Genomic DNA, 372 nt, shown 5'->3' on the forward strand with positions numbered 1-372 from the left:
TTGATCGCCCGTTTTGGCCAGCCCCGCGTTATCATCACGGACAAGTTGCGCAGCTATATCAAACCGATCGGTCAGCTGGCCCCGGACGCCGACCACCGCGCCCACAAAGGCATCAATAATCGGATCGAGGGCTCGCACCGACCGACCCGAAAGCGAGAGAAGCTCATGGGCAGGTTCAAATCGCCAAGGCAGGCGAAGCGCTTCCTGTCCGCCCATGACCAGATCAATACGATTTTCAGACCCCACCGCTACTGCCTTGCCGCAATCTCATACCGCCACGCCAGAGCCGCCGCCTTCGGCCTCTGGGAAGACTATGCAGCCGAAATGGCCGCTTGACCGGCAAGGTTCCCACTCATCTCAATCAAGCGAAAA

At 59.1% G+C, this 372-nt stretch carries 1 protein-coding gene; it reads left to right on the plus strand.

Translation table 11 applies throughout. The annotated features are described in order from the left end of the window. The coding region (locus AB9K34_RS17170) for a DDE-type integrase/transposase/recombinase (protein WP_369955658.1) at positions 1-336 on the plus strand (336 nt) is incomplete at its 5' end. Between the last annotated feature and the right edge of the window lie 36 nt (positions 337-372).

The organism is Sedimentitalea sp. XS_ASV28 (assembly GCF_041224545.1).
Lineage (GTDB): Bacteria > Pseudomonadota > Alphaproteobacteria > Rhodobacterales > Rhodobacteraceae > Sedimentitalea.